Origin of the sequence: Chloracidobacterium sp. (assembly GCA_025057975.1) — a bacterium.
Lineage (GTDB): Bacteria > Acidobacteriota > Blastocatellia > Chloracidobacteriales > Chloracidobacteriaceae > Chloracidobacterium.
The window spans coordinates 1-588 of the sequence record JANWUV010000056.1; the positions used below are offsets into that span (position 1 = coordinate 1).

At 48.8% G+C, this 588-nt stretch carries 1 protein-coding gene; it reads left to right on the forward strand.

All coding sequences use genetic code 11. From position 1 onward, the window contains the following. Positions 1-21: 21 nt before the first annotated feature. The coding region (locus tag NZ585_15045) for a glycoside hydrolase family 15 protein (protein MCS7081345.1) at positions 22-588 on the forward strand (567 nt) is incomplete at its 3' end.

A 588-nucleotide genomic window follows, 5' to 3' on the forward strand; every position in this document is an offset into this window, starting at 1 on the left:
TTCGAGGAGACAGAAAATTTCGTGTCCTATCTATCCAAGATTGTGTTGTCCCACACGGATTATCTGAAACCGCTCTACACCATTGAAGGGCATGACGTGCCGACCGTAACTTACTTAGACTACCTGGCGGGGTATCGCAACAGCAAACCAGTGCGGATTGGGAATGACGCCACGTTGCACCACCAAACGGATGTGTACGGGGAAGCGCTCTTGAGCATGTATCCGGTATTTGTGGATGAGCGGGTGGTGTGCCATGATTGTGATTTGTTGTGGACCTGTGTGGAGCGATTGGTGAATTTGGCGATTGAAAAGTTCCCAGAAAAAGATAATGGGATTTGGGAAATTGGCAACCGGCCTGACCACTACACGTTCTCGAAATTGATGTGCTGGGTAGCAGTGGACCGGGGCTGCAAAATTGCCTACAAACTCAAGCGACAAACGGCCTACCGCAAGTGGAATCAGAAACGGAAATTGATGCGGGAAATGATTTTGGGAATGGCCTGGAATGAAGAACGCCAAGCCTTTACTCAAGCCTATGGCAAACCGGATTTGGATGCTAGTAACTTGCTCATGCCAATTCTGGGAATT